Origin of the sequence: Aliihoeflea aestuarii (assembly GCF_024105665.1) — a bacterium.
GTDB classification, from domain to species: domain Bacteria; phylum Pseudomonadota; class Alphaproteobacteria; order Rhizobiales; family Rhizobiaceae; genus Aliihoeflea; species Aliihoeflea aestuarii.
Map to the genome: position 1 here is coordinate 718,491 of NZ_JAAAMK010000001.1, position 18,479 is coordinate 736,969.

Annotated in this window: 16 protein-coding genes; 4 read left to right on the plus strand and 12 right to left on the minus strand. The window is 62.2% G+C overall.

The features are described from left to right. Positions 1 to 13: 13 nt before the first annotated feature. The 5 genes from GTW25_RS03580 to tcuA all read right to left on the minus strand — a co-directional run bounded on the left by GTW25_RS03580 (position 14) and on the right by tcuA (position 5,209). Entirely contained in the window at positions 14 to 700 is a 687-nt protein-coding gene (locus tag GTW25_RS03580) for an isochorismatase family protein (protein ID WP_252910476.1), read from the minus strand. 10 nt (positions 701 to 710) lie between these two features. Further along, on the minus strand, positions 711 to 1,580 hold the full coding sequence (locus GTW25_RS03585; RefSeq protein WP_252910477.1) for an isocitrate lyase/PEP mutase family protein: 870 nt from the start codon (positions 1,578 to 1,580) through the stop codon (positions 711 to 713). 197 nt (positions 1,581 to 1,777) lie between these two features. Further along, positions 1,778 to 2,467, minus strand: a complete 690-nt coding sequence (locus GTW25_RS03590; protein WP_252910478.1) for a GntR family transcriptional regulator — start codon at positions 2,465 to 2,467, stop codon at positions 1,778 to 1,780. Between the two features lie 290 nt (positions 2,468 to 2,757). Further along, positions 2,758 to 3,825 (minus strand): tricarballylate utilization 4Fe-4S protein TcuB, encoded by a 1,068-nt coding sequence (gene tcuB / locus GTW25_RS03595; protein ID WP_252910479.1) that lies wholly within the window; start codon positions 3,823 to 3,825, stop codon positions 2,758 to 2,760. Continuing rightward, a complete protein-coding gene (gene tcuA / locus GTW25_RS03600; protein ID WP_252910480.1) occupies positions 3,815 to 5,209 on the minus strand; it encodes an FAD-dependent tricarballylate dehydrogenase TcuA in 1,395 nt (464 codons plus the stop codon). The genes tcuB and tcuA overlap by 11 nt, the downstream gene beginning before the upstream one ends. Before the next feature lie 84 nt (positions 5,210 to 5,293). Here tcuA and GTW25_RS03605 point away from each other — a divergent pair, with 84 nt between their 5' ends. Then, entirely contained in the window at positions 5,294 to 6,193 is a 900-nt protein-coding gene (locus tag GTW25_RS03605; protein WP_252910481.1) for a LysR family transcriptional regulator, read from the plus strand. A 105-nt stretch (positions 6,194 to 6,298) separates the two neighbouring features. On the opposite strand, the gene xsc is transcribed toward GTW25_RS03605, so the two are convergent. Beyond that, positions 6,299 to 8,074: a sulfoacetaldehyde acetyltransferase gene (xsc, locus tag GTW25_RS03610; protein WP_252910482.1), complete on the minus strand. Its 1,776-nt coding sequence runs from the start codon at positions 8,072 to 8,074 to the stop codon at positions 6,299 to 6,301. A 158-nt stretch (positions 8,075 to 8,232) separates the two neighbouring features. Here xsc and GTW25_RS03615 point away from each other — a divergent pair, with 158 nt between their 5' ends. Then, positions 8,233 to 9,126, plus strand: a complete 894-nt coding sequence (locus GTW25_RS03615) for an IclR family transcriptional regulator (RefSeq protein WP_252910483.1) — start codon at positions 8,233 to 8,235, stop codon at positions 9,124 to 9,126. 14 nt (positions 9,127 to 9,140) lie between these two features. Here the strand turns inward: GTW25_RS03615 and GTW25_RS03620 are convergent, their stop codons facing one another. The 6 genes from GTW25_RS03620 to GTW25_RS03645 all read right to left on the minus strand — a co-directional run bounded on the left by GTW25_RS03620 (position 9,141) and on the right by GTW25_RS03645 (position 15,772). Then, complete coding sequence (locus tag GTW25_RS03620) at positions 9,141 to 10,130, minus strand: ABC transporter ATP-binding protein (protein WP_252910484.1); 990 nt, start codon at positions 10,128 to 10,130, stop codon at positions 9,141 to 9,143. Then, positions 10,127 to 11,119 carry an ABC transporter ATP-binding protein gene (locus GTW25_RS03625; RefSeq protein ID WP_252910485.1) on the minus strand — a complete coding sequence of 331 codons (993 nt, stop codon included), beginning with the start codon at positions 11,117 to 11,119 and terminating at the stop codon, positions 10,127 to 10,129. The genes GTW25_RS03620 and GTW25_RS03625 overlap by 4 nt, the downstream gene beginning before the upstream one ends. Further along, entirely contained in the window at positions 11,116 to 11,994 is an 879-nt protein-coding gene (locus tag GTW25_RS03630; RefSeq protein WP_252910486.1) for an ABC transporter permease, read from the minus strand. Before GTW25_RS03630 ends, GTW25_RS03625 begins: the two co-directional genes overlap by 4 nt. Beyond that, positions 11,991 to 12,965 carry an ABC transporter permease gene (locus tag GTW25_RS03635; RefSeq protein ID WP_252910487.1) on the minus strand — a complete coding sequence of 325 codons (975 nt, stop codon included), beginning with the start codon at positions 12,963 to 12,965 and terminating at the stop codon, positions 11,991 to 11,993. The genes GTW25_RS03630 and GTW25_RS03635 overlap by 4 nt, the downstream gene beginning before the upstream one ends. 139 nt (positions 12,966 to 13,104) lie before the next feature. Further along, entirely contained in the window at positions 13,105 to 14,700 is a 1,596-nt protein-coding gene (locus tag GTW25_RS03640) for an ABC transporter substrate-binding protein (protein WP_252910488.1), read from the minus strand. 118 nt (positions 14,701 to 14,818) lie between these two features. Then, positions 14,819 to 15,772: a LysR family transcriptional regulator gene (locus GTW25_RS03645; protein ID WP_252910489.1), complete on the minus strand. Its 954-nt coding sequence runs from the start codon at positions 15,770 to 15,772 to the stop codon at positions 14,819 to 14,821. A gap of 102 nt (positions 15,773 to 15,874) precedes the next feature. Here GTW25_RS03645 and GTW25_RS03650 point away from each other — a divergent pair, with 102 nt between their 5' ends. Then, a complete protein-coding gene (locus tag GTW25_RS03650) occupies positions 15,875 to 17,503 on the plus strand; it encodes an amidohydrolase (protein WP_252910490.1) in 1,629 nt (542 codons plus the stop codon). Then, positions 17,500 to 18,432: a CobW family GTP-binding protein gene (locus GTW25_RS03655; RefSeq protein WP_252910491.1), complete on the plus strand. Its 933-nt coding sequence runs from the start codon at positions 17,500 to 17,502 to the stop codon at positions 18,430 to 18,432. Before GTW25_RS03650 ends, GTW25_RS03655 begins: the two co-directional genes overlap by 4 nt. The last annotated feature ends 47 nt before the right edge of the window (positions 18,433 to 18,479 follow it).

An 18,479-nucleotide genomic window follows, 5' to 3' on the forward strand; every position in this document is an offset into this window, starting at 1 on the left:
TCAAAAATCACCATCAGTCGGCGATGGCTTCCAGCGCGGCGAGCGTCTCGTCGGTGGAAAGCACGTCGGCATATTTATAGGCCATGTCGAACAAATTGACCGCGTGCGAGGTGAACGAGCGGTCGTAGCAGGCGTCCTGCGGCACGGTCACGCGGAAGTTGTAGGCGAAGCCGTCGACAACGGAGCCGCGCACGCAGCCCGATGTGGAACAGCCGACGACGACCATCGTGTCGCAGCCCTGATCGATCAGATAGCTGGCCAGCGGCGTACCGAAGAATGCGGAAGGATGCTTCTTCGGCAGCATGATGTCGCCCGGCTGCGGCGCGACCTGCGGCGGGAACTCGTATCCCTTGGCGGCAATGCCCAGAAGGGCCGGAACCTTGTCGCCCAGACGTCCGGTGTCGAAGGCTTCCTTCGGCGCGACGTAAGGATACATGACCGGCCATCCTTTGGCCCGGAACAGCGCGATCAGCCGCTCGATCTGCGCCATCGCATCCCAGGCGACCTGCCCGCACGACGTCTTGAACTCGTCGATGGCTTCCCAATAGGGCATGGGTCTCGTGCCCGTGGTTCGGTACTGCACATCGATGACAACCAGAGCCGGGCGCTTGCCCAGCCCTGTGCGCCGCCCGAAACCTGCCGCATCATAGGCGCGCAGGTCTTCTTCGCTGATAATTCCATCCCACGGACGAGCAGTCATGGTCTCCCCCTCAATTGGCCTGCTGGTATTTGGTTTCGAAGCCGTCCCAGATGTCCTTGTTGACCGAGCGCTGGCGCTCGTCGAACCCGGCGAGCTTGTCGGCGACGCTGGCAAGGCTGCCGTCGTCGCGCAGCGCGGTCAGAACTTCCGTCGAGGCGCGCAATGCTGCCTGCAACACCGCATTGGCATAAAGCACGAAGGCGAAGCCGCTTTGCGCCAGAACCGCATTGCCCGGATCGGGCGTCTTGCCGCCGAAAACGATATTGGCCACCTGCGGCTGATTCAATTCGCCGGCAATGCGCTTGAGTTCGTCGACGCTCTGCGGCGCTTCCACGAAGGTCATGTCGGCCCCGGCCTCGATATAGGCGTGCGCCCGGTCGAGTGCTGCATCCAGACCCTCGATCGCACGCGCGTCGGTGCGCGCGATGATCATCAGGTCCTGATCGTTGCGTGCATCGACGGCCGCCTTGATCTTCTGGACCATTTCGCCGCTGGCGATGACGTCCTTGCCGTTGAAGTGGCCGCATTTCTTCGGAAAGACCTGATCTTCGAGCTGGATCGCCGAAGCACCTGCCCGTTCGAGCAGCTTGACGGTGCGGATCGTGTTCACCGCGTTTCCGAAGCCCGTATCCGCATCGACCACGAGCGGCAGGTCGACCGCGTCGGAAATCGCCGCAACGGTGTTCGCCACTTCGCTCACGGTCGTCAGCCCGACATCGGGCGCACCCAGATGCATGTTGGCGATCCCGGCGCCGGTTACGTAAACCGCCTTGAAGCCCAAATCCTCGATCACGCGCGCGAACATGGCGTTCGCAGCACCCGGCAACATGATCGCGTTTCGCTGCGCCGCCAGATTCTTGAGTAGTCTCGTCTTCTGCATTTTCACTCCAAATGACGGGGCTGTCGCAACGCGCCGCATCCCGCCCGCAATTGAAGCAACAGTTAGAATCGCAAACTGCCATCTGTCAACAGTTTGCGAAAACCTTCAATTATATGAGGTCGCACTATTGGGGAACGCGAGATGCGGCCCACATGTGCGGACGGACCAATGCCGGTCATTCGATAAACTGGATGATATTAGCCGGCTTCCGCCTTCGACGGTGCTTCGCCTGTCGTCAGCGACGCCATGCTTCCCACGCGCGCGCTGCTGATGTGGTTGCGCATCGCAGCTTCCGCCCGATCCGGATCGCCGCCCGCAATCGCCTCGAATATCTCGTAGTGCTGCTTCAACGCTTCCTCGGCCCGGCCCGGTCGCATCGATGATTTCAGCCGCGCGATACGCAGTTGATAGTTCACCTCGTTCAAAAGCAGACGTTCGATGTTCGCGCAGCCGGACGCCTTGGCGATCGAAAAATGGAAATCGTTGTCCACGGCGCGTTGCCTGTAGGACCGCCCGCCACTGTCGCGCAATTCGGCCGCATGCTGTTCGAGCATCCGCTCGGCCGCGACAGCCCATGCCTTGTCGGCCTTTTCGGCGGCAAGGCGTGCCGCCATCCCCTCCAGCGCTTCGCGGAGGTAGAAGAGCTGCATAAGCTCGTCCGCACCGAATTCGATTACCTGAACGCCGATATGCGGCACGCGCTGAACGAGCTTGCCTTCCAGCCGTTGCAGCGCCTCCCGAATGGGGCCACGGCTGACGCCCAACTCGCGAGCGAGGCGCGATTCCGACAGTTTTTCGCCTGGTTCGAACTCACCCGATGTGATCGCTGCCACGACGCGATCGAATGCCTCATTGGCCAGTGAGGTCAGTCTGATCGGTTCAAGCATGGTCACACCCGTTCAAGATCCATCCGCCGCCCGGCAACCGTGCCTATAGCTTGAACAGCTTGCTTACAGTCGGCTCCGTGACATGCGCATCCTATCGGCAGCAAACAAATAACTGTCAACGCCTGACATCTGAAAGCAAGGCGTTTTTCATGATGATGTTCGAGTATTGCTGCGAATTCTAGCAGCAGCCGCATGACGGAAGCCCGGAAGTCGGGTTCAGCCAATTGCTTTACGGGCGAGCGGCGGGCGTGAAGAACAGACCAAACGCAAGTTCAGCCAAGGGCTCATTGTCAGCGTGACGATCTTCGCCGCTGAGCATCCCGAACGAGCGCGGCCAATCGATAGAACCCATGGGCCATCTTCGAATAGGGCGTGAGCAAAAAGAAGGCGAGCACCGAACCCAGATGCAGGGCCAGCAGCAACTCCAGCGCAGCGCTGTCGCGCAGCGCGTAGAGCAGCAGTCCGGTAAGGCTGACGACGAAGAGAAGAAGAATGAATCCGAACTCCCCTCCTCGAACACGGGGATCTTGCAGATTCGGCCGCCCCTCAGCCTTGATCCACATCAGCCCGAGCGTGCCGACGCACAACATCAGGCCGCCAGGAATCCCCAATGCCTTGGGGATGGAAAAGAGACCGTAGGGCGCCGGCAAATCGAAGACGTAATGCAGGATCGTGCCGCTCGCGGTCGCCGCAAAGCATAGCAGAAAGCCATACATCACAAGCTGATGCAGGTAGCGCCGCTTGTGCGAAAAGCGGTCGCCATCCTCGTAATTGCAGCCATCGCCATGGCCTCCGGCCAGATTGCGCATGGTCGCTGCGGATCCGAAGGCGGCCGTGATGTCGCTCAGTCTGATCGCCTGAGCTCCAACCAATTCCCAATACCGGCTGATCCCGATGAACAAAGCCAGAAGCGGAAAGAGGAAAGCGGGAAGGAAAATGGCGATCATCGCATTGTGCCCGATGACGGCGTAAAAGCCCTCGCCATCTCCAGGCAGGCTGCGGGCCGCCCAGAACAGGAGCGCCATCGCCAGCACCGAAACCAGCCCGATCAGCGTTCCGTGACGATGAAAGGCGGTTCCCATGGCCGCCGGGAATGACGTCTGCTCCCAACTGTCCTGGCGAACTTCGGCAAGCACACCCGGCAGGTTCAGCGCGAATTCGTGCGGCGCCGTATACTGGCAGGCGTCATAGCAATTTTGACAGTTGTGGCAGAGGTTTGCGAGTTGGGCCAGATCGCCGTCCGCGAGGAACCGGTTGATATGCATCGACGGGAATACCGCGCAGTATCCTTCGCAATAGCGGCAGGAATTGCAGATCTGCGCTTGACGGCGGGCTTCCTCGACGGGGTCAGCGTACATAATTTGCGGCCTCCTGGCCTGCGATGCGCCCGAAGACGGTTCCGATGGTCATCCCGTAGCCTGCGAGATAGCCCTGACCTAAAATGGAGCCGGCCATCGTCTCGCCGGCCGCCCACAAATTCTCGATCAGGCCATCTTCGGTGCGACACTGGGCGTTCTCGTCCACCTTCAGGCCGAGATAGGTGAAGGTGACGCCCGTCCGCAGGGTGTAGCCGTAGAAGGGCGGCTCGCTGATGGGCCGCGCCCAATTGGTCTTGGCCGGCTCGATGCCTTGCGTGCGCACACCGTCGAGTTCGGTCGGATGAAACGCAGATGTGTCGCCGCAAGCGGCATTGAACCGCGAAATGGTCTTCATGACACCGTCTACCGGCAATTCCATCTTCTGCGCCAGTTCTTCCAGCGTGTTCGCCCGGACAGGCGGAAAGACAGATGGCATGAAGAGCGGGATCGCACGGGAATCGACGATGGCATAGCCAATCTGGTCGGGCTGCGCGGCAACCAACCGTCCCCAGATGGCATATCGCTTCGGCCAGACATCCTCGCCTTCGTCATAGAACCGGTCGCCGTTCTTGTTGACGACCACCGAAAAGGGAACGCAATCCAGACGCGTTACGATGCCTCCGTCGAATTTCGGCGCACGACCGTCGATGGCCACCGCGTGGCATTGGGTGGGGTCACCGACCGATTGGGCACCTTGATCCAGAAGGTTTCGAAGAACGGTTCCGCGGTTATAGGGCGTGCCGCGGATCAGGAAGTTGCGGGCAGCAGGCCCCCAGGCATCGGCAAGCCAGTCGATATCGGCCTGGAAACCGCCCGATGCCACGATGACGGCGCGCGGCTGCACGGTGTGCGAGACGCCATCATGATCGTATCTGACCGAGGCGACCTTGCGGCGATCAAGCTGGATATGCCGCACGGGTGCGTCATAGAGAACATCCACGCCGAGCGCCGCCGCGGTCCGGTAGTAGGCGTTGACCAGCGCTTTGCCACCACCCATGAAAAACGCATTCGTGCGCGCGAGCGAGAGCGTACCGGAAAGCGACGGCTGGAAGCGCACGCCATGGGCTTCCATCCACGGAAGGCATTCCTCCGACCTTCGGATAACCATACGCGCGAGGTCTTCGTCCGTCCGCCCGTCGGTCACCTTGATCAGGTCGGCAAAATATTCGTCTTCGTCGTAGCTCTCGACCAGAACGGAAAGCGGCCCATCGTGCATGCATCGAAAATTGCGTGTGTGACGCGAATTGCCACCCCGGTAAGATTGCGGCGCCGACTCCAGTATCAAGACCTTCATGCCCGACTCGGCAGCCGTCATCGCGGCGCACAACGCCGCGTTGCCGCCTCCCACGACGACGACATCATGGTCTGTTTTCCGAGAAGCCATGCGCGATGTTCCTGAATTCGATGCGCGAAATTAGCGCGTTCGATCAGGGTTGATAAATGCATAGATTTTTCGGATTATGCCGAAATGCGCATCAATTTCGATTTCGCCGATCTGGAAGCCTTCCTCGTATTGATCGAGACACGGTCGTTCATTGCCGCAGCCAGACATCTGGGCACATCGCAATCGGCTTTAACGCGGCGTATTCGCAAACTGGAAAAGTCGATCGACACCGAGCTTTTCGAACGCACGACCCGGTCGGTCCGTCCAACGCTCGCGGCCAAGCGCCTGCGTGCGCGCGCGCAGGCCATGGTCGGCGATGCGCGCGAAACCATGCGCGAAATGCGCGACGACACGGCGCTCTTCGCCTTTCAAAATCGAACGATCGTCACCATAGCCGCCGTGCCCAGCGCGATCGCGCGCATCGTGATGCCGGCTCTTGGACTATTCAGCACCAGTTCCGGCGGAAGCCGCGTGCGCATTCTCGACCTCCTGGCAAACGATGTCGTCGAGGCGGTCGGCAATGGCACGGCCGACTTCGGCATATCGTCGTTGCCTATCCTCGAGGAACAGGTCGTCTTCGAGCCGCTCGTCGAGGATAGGGTGGTCCTTGCGATGCCGCGCGGTCACCCGCTCGCACGCGAGGAATCCGTCAAATGGGACGCGCTGTCGTCCCATCGATTGATCCTGCCGGTGCAAGGCAGCGGCAACCGTGCATTGATCGATCAGGCTTTGGCGCGATCGCAATCCACTCCGTTCTGGACATATGAGGTGCCACGCACGTCGACTGCGCTCGAACTCGTCCGGGCGGGACTGGGAATTGCGCCGGTGCCGCTCTGCGCCATTCCCATGAACGAGGATCTCGACTTGGTAAAATGCGAGCTTACCAATCCTGACATTTCGCGCACGATCGGATTGGTGACCATCAAGGGCGCCACGCTGACCGCCGCCGCAAAGCTGCTGCGGGACATTATAGTCGACCGGTAATTTCCGACCTCCGTCGGAGTTGCGCAAGGTGGCTCCCTCGAAAGCCGCCTTGCGCCTGACCGAATTCATATCGGCCGAGTTGTGAACGATCTCCCCTGCCGCCCCTCAGCGCGCGATCTGCTCTTTCATGTCGCCTGTCGCGATGCCGGCGACCTCGACCGGCTTTTTCATCGCGTCGCGGCGGAAGGGTTCGCCGAGTTCCTGGTTGAGCAGCACCTCGACGAAGGTCGTCACGCCGTTCATCTGGTCCTCGACGGCCTTTGACAACGCCTCCGTCAGTTCCTGCTGGCTCGATACGGTCACGCCCTTCAGGCCGCACCCGTCCGCCACCTTTGCGTAGGACAGTTTTGGATTGAGTTCGGTGCCGACGAAATTATTCGCGTACCAGAGCGTCGTGTTCCGCTTTTCCGCACCCCACTGATAGTTGCGGAAAATGACCATGGTGATGGCCGGCCACCCGTCACGGCCGATCGACGTCATCTCGTTCATGGAGATGCCGAAGGCGCCGTCGCCCGCGAAGCCGACGACCGGCACGTCGGGACACCCGATCTTGGCGCCGACGATCGACGGGAAACCGTAGCCGCACGGCCCGAACATTCCCGGCGCCAGATATTTGCGGCCGTCCTCGAAGGAGGGGTAAGCATTGCCGATCGCGCAATTGTTGCCGATATCGGTCGAGATGATCGCATCCTTCGGCAACGCCGCCTGAATCGCCCGCCATGCCTGACGCGGCGACATGCGCTCCGGCTCGCGCTTGCGGGCCTCGTCGTTCCAGACGGTGCCGGGATCGTCGTCCTCGTGGTCGAGCGAGGACAGCATCTGAAGCCATGCGGATTTGCGGCGATGCACCTCGGCCTTGCGGTCCTCACGGCCCGCATCGCCGGCGGTGGGCGACAATTGTGACAGGATCTGCTCGGCGACCTGACGCGCGTCGCCGCAAATGCCGACCGTCACTTTCTTGGTAAGGCCGATGCGGTCGGAATTGAGGTCAACCTGGATGATCGACGCATCTTTCGGCCAGTAGTCGATGCCGTAGCCGGGCAGCGTGGAAAAGGGATTGAGGCGCGTGCCGAGCGCAAGGACGACATCGGCCTTCGCGATCACCTCCATCGCGGCCTTGGAACCATTGTAACCCAGCGGCCCCATGGACAGCGGGTGGCTGCCCGGAAAGGCGTCGTTGTGCTGATAGCCGCAGCAGACCGGCGCGTCGAGCCGTTCGGCCAAAGCGCGTGACGCACCGATCGCGCCGCCGATGACGACGCCCGCACCGTTGAGGATCACCGGGAACTTGGCCTCGGAAAGAAGCTTGGCGGCCTCCGCGATCGCCTTGGCGCCGCCCGCGGGGCGTTCGAGGCGAACGACCTGCGGCAGTTCCACGTCGATCACATGGGTCCAGTAGTCGCGCGGAATGTTGATCTGTGCCGGCGCACAGCCGCGCCATGCCTTCTCGATGACCCGGTTCAAGACTTCCGGAATCCGGTTCGGATCGCGGACCTCCTCCTGATAGCAGACCATCTCCTTGAACATGGCCATCTGTTCGACTTCCTGAAAGCCGCCCTGCCCGATCGTGCGATTGGCGGCTTGCGGCGTGACCAGAAGCATGGGCGTGTGGTTCCAGTAGGCCGTCTTGATCGACGTGACGAAACCGGTCACCCCTGGGCCGTTCTGCGCGATCGCCATCGCCATCTGCCCCGTCGTGCGTGTGTAGCCATCGCAGATCAGGGCCGCGTTCGTCTCGTGGGCGCAATCCCAGAACTGGACCCCTGCCTTCGGGAACAGATCCGATACCGGCATCATCGCCGAACCGATAATCCCGAATGCATGGCGAATGCCATGCATTTGCAGGACTTTGACGAACGCTTCCTCCGTGGTCATCCGCATAGAAGTTCTCCTTTTTGCCCTGCGGTTCGCGGTAACTGCGGCCAGAATGGTCTGGAAGACTGTGCTAGTATTGCCTTCAAGGTCGGCCGATTGCCCTCTTGCGTACATAAATGAGACGAAATAGTCTAGCTGAATGAGACAGAAAATTGGCTTTTAAAATGGCGAACACACCGAGCCGCAGTGGCCCGACCCCGGTTTCCGGCAAGGAACAGGAAACGCGAACCGGCACGGACAGGGTTCTGGCGCTCTTTCGCTATGTCGCGCAGGCGCACGAGCCGGTGGCGATGAAGGCGATCATCGACAATCTCGAGCTTCCCAAGCCGACGGCGCATCGGCTCGTCAGCTCGCTCGAGGAAAAGGGCTACCTCGTGCGCAGCATCGACCGGCGCGGCGTCATCGTGGGACCGGAACTGCGGATGCTCGCTCTCGACGTGATGCGCTCCAGCCTGTCGGACATCGCGACGCACTCTATCCTCGAGCGTATCAGCGCCGAACTCGGCGAGACGTGCAACATCGGCATTTTGTCGGGAAGCGAGGTCGTCTATGTCGATCGCGTGGAGAGCGTCGCCTCGCCGCTGCGGCTGCAATTCGGGGTCGGGTCGCGCGTGCCGCTCCATTGCACGGCGATCGGAAAGCTTTTGACGAGCGAGCTTTCGGACAAGGCACGCCGCCAGTTGCTCGGCAACGCGACGCTGCCGATGCCCACGCCGCGCACGATCACCGATCCTGAGGCGATGGATGAGGAACTGAGGTCGATCCGCGAGCGCGGCTACGCCATCGACGACGAGGAATACATTCTGGGCGTTTTTTGCGCCGCCGTTCCGATCGTCCAGCAGGGCCAGACGGTCGCCGCCCTGGCCGTGCAGGCGCCGAAGGTGCGCCTCAACCAGGAAACCTTGGAACACAGCCTGCCCAAACTGAGACGCGCCGCCGAGGAAATCGGCCAGGCAATAGAAGCCGGTCGGACCGGCAAGGATGTTTCGAACGGCGCCGGCTCGTCCGACGAGGACGAACGGCGCAACGACGGCAAGGCTCCGTTCGACGGAGCATGACGGCATCCATGCCTTCAATCCAGCGGGAAGTGGCAGGCGACGCGTCCCTCGCCGAACTGGCGCAAGACCGGCTCTTCCTCGCGGCAGCGCGTCTGCGCGTTCGGGCAGCGTGACGCGAACGCACAGCCGGGTGGAATGTTGAACGGGCTCGGCGGATCGCCCCTCACCGCGCTGACACGTCGATAGCCTGCACTTTTGCGCCGCGAAAGCGACGGGGCGGCCGCAAGGAGGCTCGCCGTATAGGGGTGTCGCGGCGTGCGGAAGAGATCGGCGCGCGGGGCGTATTCGACGATCCGGCCGAGATACATGACGGCGATCTCGTCGCATATGAACTGAACCACCCCAAGATCGTGTGAGATGAAGAGATAGGAAAGACCCAGCTCATCCTGAAGCCGCCGCAGAAGGTTCAGGATTTGCGCCTGAATGGCGACGTCCAGCGCCGACACGGGCTCGTCGCACACGACCAGCCGGGGATTGGTCGCCAGCGCGCGAGCGATCGAGACCCGTTGCCGCTGACCGCCCGAGAACTGATGCGGGAAAAGCGCGATCTGGTCGTCGCGCAGACCGACCAGGCTGAAAAGTTCGCGCACGCGTTCGTTGCGCTCCTCGCCCGGTTCGCCGACCTTCATCAGATCGAGCGGCTCGCGCACGATGCTCCCGACGCGCTCGCGCGGATTGAGCGACGAATACGGGTCCTGAAATACGATCTGAAAGTCGCGCCGTGCGCGGCGCAACTCGTCCTGGGTGAGTTTCAGAATGTCTCTGCCGTCCAGCAACACCTGCCCGCCATCCGCAGGTCTCAGCCGGATCGCGGCCATCGCCGTCGTCGTCTTGCCGGACCCGGATTCACCGACGATGCCAAGCGTACGCCCCTGAGGAACAGCAAAGGAAACCCCTCTCACCGCATGAAAATGCCGTTTCGGCGCGAACAGTCCTGCTTTGGGAAGTTCGAAACGAACGGCGAGGTCACGAACTTCGAGCAACGGTTTCGTCGAAGCGCTCATGCGGCCTCCATTTGCGTTGCATGGCACGCCACGCAATGCGTGCTGCCGGTCAAAAGCGGCTTTTCGCGATGGCAACGATCATGAACCAGCGGACAGCGGTCGGCGAAGGAGCAGCCTTGTCCGAGCAGATGCAGGGGTGGCACGACGCCCGGTATTTCAGCCAGCTTCGGCGGCCGGCCATCGTCCCGCGCTTCCTTGCCGAGCAAAGGAATGCAACCGATCAGCCCGCGCGTATAGGGGTGCAGCGGATTGTCGAGAATTTCGTCGGCATCGCCCTCTTCGATGATGCGGCCCGCATACATGACCGCCACGCGATCCGCCATTTCGGCGATCGCACCCATGTCATGGGTAATGAGCATGATGGCGACGCCGAACTCTTCCTGAATGCCGCGCATCAGTTCGAAAATCTGCGCCTGCACGGTCACGTCGAGGGCGGTCGTCGGCTCGTCCGCGATCAATATCCTCGGACGGCAGGAAATCGCCATGGCGATCATCACGCGCTGGCGCATGCCGCCGGACAATTCATGCGGAAAGGCCCTCGCCCGACGCTCGGCTTCCGGCATGCCGACCGTTTTCAAAAGCTCGATCGATCGATTGCGGGCCTCGCCGCGCGAGACGTCCTGATGCAGCAGGATCGCCTCGGCGATCTGGTCGCCGATCGTGAAGACCGGATTGAGCGAGGTCATCGGCTCCTGGAAGATCATCGCGATGTCGTGCCCGCGCATCTGCCGCTGACGCCTCTTCGTCATGGCCGCGATGTCGTTTCCCTCGAACTCGATACGTCCGCCGGTGACATGTCCCGGCGGGCTCGGGATCAATCCCATGAGCGAGAGGGCCGTGATCGATTTGCCGCAGCCGGATTCGCCCACGATCCCGAGCGTTTCGGCCGGCATGAGGTCGAAGCTCACGCCGTCGAGCGCGGTGACCCGACCATGCCGGGTGTCGAATTCGACCCTGAGATCGTCGACCTTAAGCAGCGGTTCGCTCATCTTTGCCTCAGTTTCGGGTTGAAGGCATCGTTCAGCCCGTCGCCGATCAGGCTCACGGCCAGCACGGTCAGGAAGATCGCGAGGCCGGGAAACGTGACCGGCCACCAGGCATCGAGCAGATACGACCTGTTCGCCCCGATCATCAGGCCCCATGACATCGTGTTGGGATCGCCCAGTCCCAGAAACGACAACCCGGCTTCGAACAGGATGGCGACGCCGATCGTCAGTGTCGCGGAAACGATCAGAGGCGGCAGGGCGTTCGGCAGGATCACGCGCCAGATGATGCGGTTGTTGCCCGCGCCGACGGCGCGCGCGGCGGTGACATATTCCAGATTTCGGATGCGCAGGAACTCCGCGCGGGTAAGGCGCGCGGTCTGCGGCCAGGACACGATTCCGATGGCGATCGCGATCGTCGTCAGTGTCGGCGAGAACAGCGTGACCAGCACCATGGCGAACAAAAGCGCCGGCAGCACCTGGAAAAACTCGGTGAAGCGCATGAGCGCATTGTCCGCCCAGCCCCCGAAATAGCCGGCCATCGCGCCCACGCTGATGCCGATGACGACTGTGATGAGGGCGGCAGAAAGTCCAACCGCGATGGTCGGTCCCCCGCCCTTAAGGAGACCCGTCAGTATGTCGCGTCCCATATAGTCGGTGCCCAGCGGGATGTTTTCCGCCTCGCCTGGGAAAGCCTGCGGCGCCCAGACGATCTCGTAGGGATCGGCACCGGAAATGAAGGTTCCGTAGAACACCGCCGCCACGATCAGCGAGAGCAGCACTGTCCCGAAAATCGCCGGACGATTGCGGCAGAACATCTGCGCCGCCTCACGCAGCGGACTGACGGGTTTGATTGCCCGCCTCGTCTCCTGCACGCTCATGAGCGTCCCTCCGTATTGATGCGCGGATCGGCCAGCCGATAGGAAAGGTCCGTCAGGATGTTCGCCAGAACGACCATCATGGCCGAGAAGAAAAGGACGCCGAGCAGAACGGGATAGTCCCGGCGCAGGATGGAATCGAACGCCAGCCTGCCCATGCCCGGCCAGTTGAAGACCGTTTCCACCAGAAGCGCGCCGGAGATGAGGTTGCCGAACTGGAGGCCGGCAACGGTCAGGATCGGCAGGACGGCGTTGCGCAAGGCGTGCTTGAATACCACGCGGCTTTCCGGAACGCCCTTTGCGCGCGCGGTGCGCACATAGTCGGCGCCCAGAACGTCGATCATCGCCGCCCGCGCGAGCCGGGCATATTGGGCGAGGAAGATGATGCCGAGCGTCGTCGCCGGAAGGATGAGGTGGCGGGCGACGTTGAGGATATAGTCGAACGTGCCGCCCCGAAACCGCGCGCTGCTCATGCCTTCCACGGGAAGGATCGGAAAGATCGAGGCGAAGAGGATGGTCAGCATCATTCCGGTCCAAAAGACCGGCGCGGCATATCCGACGGTGGATATCACCGCGACGAAACCCGACAGGAAGCCCTGCGGCTTGAGGGAGGCAAGAACGCCCATGAAGACGCCGAGCACGATCGCAAGCAATTGCGCCGCCATGACCAACAGTATCGTCGGCCCCAGACGCGACAGGATAAGGTCGATGACGGGACGGTTGAAAAAATAGGATTCGCCGAGGTCGCCCCGGACCACATTCGACAGATAGATGCCGAGTTGCACCAGAAGCGGTTTGTCGAGCCCGTAGCGCTCGCGGATGCTTGCCAGCACCTCCTGCGAGGCACCGCCCATCTCGCCCGCGATCACAGCCGCCGGGTCTCCCGGCGCGAGGCGGATCAGCAGGAAGTTCAAGATCACGACGCCTGCGAGAAGCAGTACGCCGAACGCCAGTCGTCTCAGCAGGTAGACCATATCGATTTCGCCACGCCTGGAGGATGCGCCGCGCCCGTCAGGACGGCGGCCTTGCTTCGGTGCGGACCATGCAGGACGGGGAAATCCCCACCTGCGGATGGGTGCCCCGGCCCGGCAAGGCCGAAGCACCTCATGAGCGTCAGGGTTGCTCGATCCAGTACACCTCGTCCATGGACTGCATGAGGCCCCATATGCCTTCCGGCATATTGCCCAGACGCTCATCATAGGCCGTGTGGTACGGGATCAGGTTGATATTGTAGACGGGCAGTTCATCCGTGACGATGGTCTGGAACTCGTCGTAAAGAGCCTTGCGACGCTCCGGATCGTTTTCGACTGCCGCCTCTTCGAGCAATTCATCGACCCGATCGTTCGAATATTGCTGTGTGTTCGACCAGATCACACCCTCGCGGATGTTCGACGACAGGTAGGTGCGGTGAACGCCGATGACGGGATCGCCCCAGTTGAAGACCATGTCCATCGTCAGATCGAAATCGAAACTTGAGATGCGCTGCGACCACGTCGGAAAGTCCGGCGATGCCCGCACCTCCACGGCGATACCGATCTTGGGCAATTGCGAGCGAAGATACTCGGCGATGTTCTGCTGCTGTTCGCCAGTTCCGGGCAGGTAATCGACTGTCAGGGTGAACCGCGTTCCATTCGCATCCGGCGCATGCCCAGCTTCATCGAGAAGCGCGGTCGCCTTTTCGAGATCGAGGTCATAAGCCTCGACGTTTTCGTTGAACAACGGGTTCGATTCGACGATCGGACCGCGCTGCGGCGCGGAGACGCCGCGATGAAGCGCATTGACGATGAAGTCGCGGTCGATCGCATAGGCGATGGCCTGCCTCACGCGAATATCGTCGAGCGGCGCCTTGTTGGTGTTGAAGGCAAGCCAGTTGATGGCGCCGATACCTTCGTAGCCGCGATTGGTAACGGCAAGCCCCTCGCCCGATTCCAGCCTGCGGATATCCTGCGAGGCGGTCAGGAACGGCAGGATATCGGCTTCGCCCGCCTCCAGCGCCAAAACCATCGAGCTTGGATCGCTGACGATGCGGATGACGATGCGATCGAGATAGGGACGCCCCTCGATGAAGAAATCCTCGTATCGTTCGAGAGTGATCTGCCTGCCCGGATCGAACTCGACGAGGCGGAACGGACCCGAACCGACCGGTGCGGAATTGGCCGGGTGGACTTGCACGTCCTGTCCATCGCCATAGACATGCTCGGGAATAATCGGAAGCAGTGCGCCGGACATCGCCAGCAGGAGCGCGGGATGCGGCTTGGACAGCTTTATGACCGCCGTCCGCTCGTCGGGCGTTTCGACATCGGAAACCGGCTCGAACATGGTCTGGAACGGGTGATTGTCGCGCACCGTCATGATCGAGAAGCGAACATCCTCGGAGGTGATCGGTTCGCCGTCGTGGAAGGTCGCGCCTTCCACCAGCGTGATGGTGACGCTGAGGCCGTCCTCGGCAACGTCCCAGCTTTCGGCGAGGTAAGGCTGCGGTTGCCAATTCTCATCGTATTTCAAAAGCGACGCGAAAATCTGCGTACCGGGAACCGCCGTTGCAATACCCGATTGAACGGCCGGATTGAGATGGCGGGGGGCCTGCGTCGACACGACGACCACGGAGCCTCCGGGCTCGATGTCCTGCGCGTGCGACAGGGCCGGCGCGGCTGCGAGAATCGTGGCGGCCAGCGCAGAGTTGAGAAGCAGCCTTCTCGAAAACTTCATGGCAATGTTCCCCATTTCGATGACGGTTCCCGGCGTCTGTTTTTGTTTCGCCTGACTTACCGTAACGAAAGGGCATCCCTCGGAAAAATTCGTTTTATAAGCCATAAAGACCTACTGGTTAGCTTTTTGCCGGCTTGCCGACCACGAGGCGGGCGAACGCGTTGTCGGCTCGCAATTTTTCGCAATGCCCCAGAAAGGCATCGACGATCCGAGGTCGGCGAATACCGCTCAGCGTCGCGACACCATATTCGGGATCGCCGACGTCGTCGCGGATCGGCCGGGTGACGAAACCGGCGTCCACCTCCTGGCTGAGCGAGCGCAAATTGAGGATCGAAAAGCCGAAACCGCCGCTGACGAGCGCCCGGACGATCTCCGACGACCGCGTTGAATGGGCCACCTTGGGCTCCAGGCCGTGGCTGCGGAAGAGCCCCATGAAATAATCGGTCGCATAAGGCAGGTCGAGAAGGACCATCGGCAGTTCGGCAAGTTCGGCGAGCGTCACGGCTTCCTGCCGTGCCAGCGGATCATCACTGCTGATGACCGCGTGCGGCCTTGCCGGAAACAGGGGCGAAAAACCCGCATCGCGCGGCAGGATCCCTTGACGGCCGGGAACCAGCATCTGATAGGTCAGCGCGACATCGACGCGCCCCGCCGAAAGCGCTTCGCTGACGGTCGCCATGTCTCCTTCGAAAATATCGATGCCCACATTGGGATAGTCGCGGGCGAACCCACGCAAAATGAGCGGCAGGACATGCGGCGCGGTGGTGACGTAGCACCCGATGCACAAGGTGCCCGCCAGGTCTCCGCGCATCGAACGCAAATCGCTTTCCAGATGGCGTGCCTGTTCGAGGAAGCCGCGTACGCGGTCGATCGTTTCGCGCCCGATCGGGGTTGCCACGATACCCTTGGCCGGCATGCGCACGAACAGGTCGAAGCCGAGATCGTGTTCCAGCGCGTCGATCGCGGCGGTGATCGAGGATTGGGAGATCGACAGTTCGGTCGCCGCATTGACGATCGAGCCCGTCCGGCCGGCCGCCTCGACATAGCGAAGTTGCTTCAGCGTGAAGTGCATCGACCATTCCTCCAAAAAATAGCGGTTTCAGACTACAAAAATTCTATTTTTCTGCAAATGACGCAAGACGGTACCGTCGCTGGCAAACAGAAGGGGAAACGAATGGCCGCGACGACCGTCTTCAAGGCACGCCGTATACTCACCATGGACCCGAACCGTCCCGTCGCGACGCATGTCGCCGTACGCGATGGAAGGGTGCTCGCCGTCGGCGATGCCGAAGTCGCGACGGCGTGGGGCGGCGGTACGCTCGATACACGCTTTGCGGATGCCGTTCTGATGCCGGGTTTCGTCGAGGGGCACGCGCACATGATGGCGGGGGCCATGTGGCAGTATGTCTATGCCGGCTATCAGGACCGGCAAGATCCGTCGGGCAAGCTATGGAAGGGGCTGACCGACATCGAACAGGTGATCGCCGGCCTGCGCGAGGCCGAAAGCCGCCTCGAACCGGATGCGCCGCTCATCGGCTGGGGTTTCGACCCGATCTTCCTGCCGACCGAACGCCTCAACCGGACACATCTCGACGCTGTTTCCTCCAGCCGTCCGATCGTCATCATGCATTCGAATTTCCATCTGATGACGGTAAATTCGGCGGCTTTGGCCCTTGCCGGCTATACGCGCGAGACGCTTGCGGAGGGCGTTTTGCGCGGCACCGACGGCGAGCCGAACGGCGAGTTGCAGGAGATGGCCGCGATGTTTCCGGTCATGCGTCGTCTGAAGATCGACTTTCGCGCGCTGTCGCGCGAGCCCCGCAGCATCCGCGCCTTCGGCCAGACCGCGATGCGGGTCGGCGTCACCACTTCGGCCGACCTCATTTCCGAATTGCCCGACGAGGATGTCGACACGCTTTTGTCCGTAACGGGCGGCGACGACTTTCCGCTGCGCATCGTACCCGCCCTCAACGGCATGAGCGACACGCCGGAGCGTATCGTCGAACGGGCTTTAGCGCTGCGCGCGCGCACCAGCGACATGCTGCGGCTGGGCGCGGTCAAGCTGATGACGGACGGCTCCATCCAGGGCTATACCGCGCGCCTCAAATGGCCGGGCTACATCAACGGAGCGCCGAACGGCATCTGGAATACGCCGCCGGAACGGCTGGAGGCGCTCGTCGACGCGCTGCACGCGGCCGGCGTCCAGATGCATATCCATGTCAATGGCGACGAGGCCTCCGAAGTCGCGATCGGTGCGATCGAGCGGGCGGTGCGAAAGCATGGCGGGCTCGAACATCGCCACACGCTCCAGCATTGCCAGATGGCCGACGACGCGCAATTCCGCCGGATGGCGACTGCCGGCCTTTGCGTCAATCTGTTTTCGAACCATATCTGGTTCTTCGGCGACCAGCATCTTGAACTGACGATGGGGGTCGACCGCGCGCTTCGGCTCGACGCCGCACGCTCGGCGCTTGACCACGGCGTGCCGCTTGCCATCCACTCCGATGCGCCGGTAACGCCCATGGGACCGCTCCAGACGGCCTGGTGCGCGGTCAACCGCCTGACCCCAAAGGGACGCGTGCTCGGCGAAGCCCAGCGCATCAGCGTCGCGGAAGCCCTCAGCGCCATCACGCTCGGGGCCGCCTATACGCTCGGTCTGGACGGGGAGATCGGCTCGATCGAAACGGGCAAGCGCGCGGATTTCGCCGTTCTGGGCGACGATCCGACCGCTGTTTCGCCCGAAACCCTGCGCGACGTGCCCGTTCTCGGCACCGTCTGCGGCGGCCGGGTTTTCATGGCATGAGCAAACTGCCGGTCACGATCGTCACCGGCTATCTGGGTGCCGGAAAGACGACACTCGTCAACGCCCTCCTCTCGCAGGAGCATGGCCGGCGCATCACCGTTCTCGTCAACGATTTCGGCGAAGTGGCGATCGACGAGGATTTGATCGTCGCGCGGGACGGCGACACGATCGCGCTTGCCAATGGCTGCATGTGCTGTTCGCTCGGCGACGATCTGTTCGCCTCGCTCGACCGCATCCTGTCTTCCGCAACGTTGCCGGATCATCTGGTCATAGAGACGAGCGGGGTCGCCGATCCCGGCCGGCTGAGCCAGATCGCGCTCGCCGAACCGATGCTCGATCATCGCGGGACCGTGACCGTCGTCGACCCCGTCAACATCGCGGCGTCGCTGGCCGATCCGGTTCTGGCCGACACGATCTGCCGGCAACTCGCCGCTGCATCGTTGATCGTCGTTTCCAAGGCCGATCTTTGCGATGCGGCCGGTCTTTCGGCGGCTGAAACGCTGTGGCGACCTTATACACCGCCCAATACCGGATGCGTGGTCGTGGCGGAAGGCGGCATCGCGGCCGAAGTGCTTCTCGGCGAGTTCGATGTGCCCGCCGACACGGTGCGGGCACCCGTGCCCCATGGACATCACCATCACAGCTACAGAAGCTGGACCCGCACGATGCCCGCGCCCGTGTCCCGCAGCGCCCTGGAAAAATTACTGGCCCGGCAGGATCTGGGCATCTTTCGGCTCAAGGGCTTCGTGCGCATCGAAGACGGAAGCATCGCCGTCGTCCAGAAGGCCGGTTCGCACTGGACGATCGCACCGCACGATCAGGCCGGCCGGCCTCCCGCGCTGCGCATCGTCGCCATCGGCCGTTCGGATGCGCTCGACATCGCCGGCGCGGAGGCGGCGTGCGCCGCCATGTGTTCGGCGACGGCCTGACAGGCAAAGACGACGCGCCCTGAGGCGCGTCATCGAGTTCATCGATA